The organism is Sinomonas sp. G460-2, from assembly GCF_047759905.1.
Lineage (GTDB): Bacteria > Actinomycetota > Actinomycetes > Actinomycetales > Micrococcaceae > Sinomonas.
The window spans coordinates 1-4,392 of sequence record NZ_JBKZWT010000302.1 but is presented as its reverse complement, the minus strand read 5'-3'; the positions used below and the strand labels follow the sequence as shown (position 1 = coordinate 4,392).

Below are 4,392 nucleotides of genomic sequence, written 5' to 3'. Positions count from 1 at the left end.
CGACGCGAACGACGGCGCCCGGCTCACCCTAGGCGGCGCGGCGTCAGCAGTGCTTGCCGTCCTCGGCGGCCTTGCCGTCCGCGAGGAAGCTGTCCACGGCCTGATCGACACACGTCGAGCCGCGCCCATACGCCGTGTGACCCTGCCCGGTCCAGGTCAGCAGGGCGGCGTTCCCGAGCTCCGAGCGCAGCGAGACCGCCCACGGATACGGCGTGGCGGGATCGCCCGTGGTGCCGAGCACCATGATCTGGTTGCCGCCCGTATAGTGCGCGGGGGCGGGCGTCCGGACGGACTTGTAGGGCCAGTCCCGGCAGTTCACGCCGCCGTACGCGAAGAACTGGCCGAACGTCGGCGAGGCCTCCGCGAGCTGCTGGGCCTCGGTGCGCATACCCGCGGTGTCGGACTCGGTGGGGTAGTCGAGGCAGTTGTACGCCATGAACGCCCACGAGCCGTTGGACGAATAGGTGCCGTTCTGGTCGCGATCCGCGGCCTGATCCGCGAGGCGCAGCATCGACGAACCGTCTCCCCGGAGCGCCTTCGCGATGGCCTGCGTGAGCACGGGCCAGCTCTGGTCGTTGTAGAGCGGGAGGATGAACCCGTTCACGAAGTCGGTGATGGGGAGGGCGCGCCCATCGCTGGTGTGCATCGGCTGCTCCTGGACGTTCTGGAACAGCGTCTGGATCTGGCCGACAGCATCAGTTTCCGAGCCCGTGAGTGGGCAGCCCGACTTCGAGATGCACGAGCGGACGTACGCGTGGAGCGCGTCCTCGAACCCCTTCGCCTGGCCGAGTGTGAGCTCCTGGGCGCCCAAGGCGGGGTCGACGGCGCCGTCGAGCACGAACTTCCCCACACGGTCGGAGAACATGCTCGCGTAGGTCGCCCCGAGGAGCGTCCCGTAGGAGAAGCCCGCGTAGTCGAGCTTGGTTTGGCCCATGACCACCGCCCGCAGGACATCCATGTCCTTGACCGAGCTGATCGTGTCGGAGTGGGCGAGGATCGGGCCGGTGTTCGCCTTGCAGGCGTCGATGACCTTCTTCTGCTCGGCGAACGACTGCGCGAGCCCCGCATCGGTCGAATTGTCGAGGTTGAGCTGCCGCACCGCGTCCTGGCCCGCGGCATCGAGGCACGTGACCGGGGCGGAGCGCTTGACCCCACGGGGGTCCCAGCCCACGAGGTTGTACGCCCCGCGGAGCTTGTCGGAGAACATCGAGTTGCCGGCATCGCGCACGAGGTCGATTCCCGAGGCGCCCGGTCCGCCAGGGTTGACCAGGAGGTTCCCCTTCGCGTTCCGCCCCTTGAGGCGTGCAACGGCGAGCTGGATCGTGTCCCCGTCCGGCTTCGCGTAGTCCACCGGGACGGTGACCTTGGCGCACTCGAGATTGTTCTCGCAGGGAGACCACTGGATCTGCTGCTGGTAGAACTTCTTCAGCTCCGACGGGGCCCCCTCGGTCGCCGAAGTCTCGGGGCTCGCGGAGTTGCCTTGGCCCGGTCCGATCAATGGCGTGCATCCCGTCAGCGCGATCAGGATCGCGGCCACGACAACGACGACCGCGCCCCGCAGCCGGGCGGTTGCGGCGGCGGGCAGAGGCGTCCCCGGGCTCGGGGCAGGCGTCGTCACAGGGCTCCTCCGTCAGATCAGGCTTACCGCCATGGCTTCGACCGCAAGGAGCGGGGCCACGTTGGTGGTCGTGATGCGCTGTCGCGTGGTGTTAACCGCGTCCATGCGTGCCAAAGTTACGGCGGCCGAAGATTTCGCCGCGAAGTCGCTGACGTCCGCCGCGATTTCGGTGTTGACCGGGTCCACGTCGCTGCCGAGCTGAATCATCAGCACGTCGCGGTAGAACGAGAGCAAGTCCGTGAGGGTTCTGTCGAGCGAGTCCGTGACGGACCGCTTCGCGCGCCTCTTCTGGTCTTCCTCGAGCTGCCGGACCTGGGAGCGGAGCGTCGGGGGCAGTTTCTCGTCACCAGTGACCCCGAGCGTCTCGAGCAATCGCGAGCGCTCCTGCGCGTCCCGCTCCTCGTTCGAGCTCGAGGCCTCCTCAGTGGCGATCTTGACGAGCTGCTCGGCGAGGTTGACGGCCTGGGAGACGGTCGTGAGGGTGAGCGGGAGTCGCACCGTGGCCGCGCGGCGCTCTCGGGCCGCGGGATCGTGCACGAGCCGCCGCGCAATGCCGATGTGGCTCTGGGCCGCACGGGCCGCCTGAACCGCGAGATCGGGATCGGCGCCGTCGCGCTCTACGAGCAGCGCCGCGACGTCGGACACCGGCGGGAGCCGGAGCCCCACGGGACGGCACCGTGAGCGGATGGTCACGAGCACGTCGGCCGGCGACGGCGCGCACAGCATCCAGATGGTCCGCGGCGTGGGTTCCTCGATCGCCTTGAGGAGCACGTTCGTGGTGCGCTCGGCCATGCGGTCCGCGTCCTCGACGACGACGATGCGCCACCGGCCGGTGGACGGCCGGTCGCCGGACTTGGCCACGAGCTCGCGCGCCTCGTCGATCGTGATGGTGACCTTCTCGGTGCGCACGAACGTCACGTCGCTGTGTGTCTCCGCGAGGACCGCGCGGCACCCGGGGCACACCCCGCAGCCGCGCGCCATCACGTCCTCAACCTCGCAGTTGAGCGCCGCCGCGAACGCTTTCGCCGCCGTCGAACGCCCAGATCCTGGGGGGCCGGTGAAGAGCCACGCGTGGGTGAGGCCTTCGCCTGCGGCGGCCCGTCGCAGCTGCTCAGCCACCGGCGCCTGCCCCACAAGCTGATCCCACACGGTCACGAGCGAGCCTCCACACGGCCCGGATGGGCACGGACCGCGGCGGCGCGCGCCTCGAGCGCGCTCGTCACGGCTGAGAGGATCGCCCTGGCGAGCTCGGCGGGCTCCTGACGCGCGTCGAGCACGAGGTAGGCATCGGGACGCGTCTCGGCGAGTTCGAGGAAGGCCGCCCGCACGTCGCGGTGGAACTCGTCCGGCTCCGACTCGAGCCGGTCCTCGGCCGCGTCGCCAGCGGTTCGCCGCGAGCGGCCCTCGGCCTCGTCGACGTCGAGGAGCACCGTGAGATCGGGCCACAGCCCGTCCGTGGCCCACACGTTGAGATCGCGCACGGCATCGGCACCGAGCCCGCGCCCCACGCCCTGGTAGACAATCGAGGAGCCGATGTAGCGGTCCGTCACCACGAGGCCTCCGCGCTCGAGCGCGGGCCGGATGGACTGCTCGACGTGAGCGGCGCGAGAGGCTGCGAAGATGAGTGCCTCGGTACGCGCGTCAACCTCTCCGTGTCCGTGCTCGAGGACGAGGCCGCGCAGCTTTTCGCCGATCGGCGTGCCGCCGGGCTCGCGCGTGAGGAGCACTTCGTGACCCGCGGCACGGAGGGAATCCGCGAGCATCCGCGCCTGCGTCGACTTCCCTGCGCCGTCGCCGCCTTCGAAGGCGACGAACAGGCCAGGAAGCGGCGTTTCGGCGGAGGAGATCACCCACCCAGACTACCGACTCGGACGCCGTCCTCGCGCCGCAAACGCGCGGATGTGGACGGCTGGGCCTGTGCAGGAGCAACCGCCCTCGTGAGGGGCAGTCATCCTCCGCCGCGGGCCCACTTCGCTGGGCATAATCTAGGGGCATGACCGACGCGCCCTCCGACTCCGCCTTCCCCGCCCAGAGCCCCGCCGAGAGCGGTGCCGAAGGCGCCTTCCCGCACCTCGACTCGGAGGCTCTCGCCGCGCTCTCCGCGGAGACCCTCGCCGTGGCGGCGGGGCGGCCGGAACGTGGACACGACACCCCCGTGAACCCGAGCGTCGTTTTCTCCTCGACGTTCGTCGGCATGGGCGCGGTCGGCGAGGGCGCCCGCGGCTACGCGAGGTACTCGAACCCGACGTGGGAACCGTTCGAGGAGGCCGTCGCGCGGCTCGAGGGGGCCGAGGTCCCCGCGCTCCTGTTCTCCTCGGGCATGGCCGCCGTGGCCGCCGCGCTGAGCCTCATCCCCGTCGGCGGGGTCCTCGTGGCGCCGGCCCATTCGTATTCGGGCACACTAGGGATCGCCCAGAGCAAGGGGGAGCGGGGCGAGCTCCACCTCCGCTCGGTCGATATCGCGGACACCGAGGGAGTCATCGCCGCGCTCGACGGCGCGAGCCTCCTGTGGGTCGAGAGCCCCACGAACCCCATGATGGAGGTCGCGGACCTGCCCGCGCTCGTCGACGCGGCCCATGCGGCCGGCGCCCTCGTCGTCGTCGACAACACGTTCAGCACGCCGCTCGGCCAACGCCCGCTCGCGGTGGGGGCCGACGTCGTCGTCCATTCGGCGACCAAGTACCTGGCCGGCCATTCCGACGTACTCCTCGGCCTCGCGGTGACGGCGAAGGACGAGCTGCGCGCGCGCCTCCTCGGCCACCGCACGCTGCACG

Annotated in this window: 4 protein-coding genes; 1 reads left to right on the top strand and 3 read right to left on the bottom strand. The window is 70.5% G+C overall.

From position 1 onward, the window contains the following. Positions 1 to 43: 43 nt before the first annotated feature. The 3 genes from ACLN58_RS18540 to tmk are packed head-to-tail and all read right to left on the bottom strand — an operon-like array spanning position 44 to position 3,468. Entirely contained in the window at positions 44 to 1,618 is a 1,575-nt protein-coding gene (locus tag ACLN58_RS18540; RefSeq protein WP_415856716.1) for an alpha/beta hydrolase, read from the bottom strand. A 12-nt stretch (positions 1,619 to 1,630) separates the two neighbouring features. Then, entirely contained in the window at positions 1,631 to 2,773 is a 1,143-nt protein-coding gene (locus ACLN58_RS18535; protein WP_415856715.1) for a DNA polymerase III subunit delta', read from the bottom strand. Next, a complete protein-coding gene (gene tmk, locus ACLN58_RS18530; RefSeq protein WP_415856714.1) occupies positions 2,770 to 3,468 on the bottom strand; it encodes a dTMP kinase in 699 nt (232 codons plus the stop codon). Before tmk ends, ACLN58_RS18535 begins: the two co-directional genes overlap by 4 nt. A 143-nt stretch (positions 3,469 to 3,611) precedes the next feature. Between tmk and ACLN58_RS18525 the strand changes: the two genes are divergently transcribed. Beyond that, the coding region (locus tag ACLN58_RS18525; protein ID WP_415856713.1) for an aminotransferase class I/II-fold pyridoxal phosphate-dependent enzyme at positions 3,612 to 4,392 on the top strand (781 nt) is incomplete at its 3' end.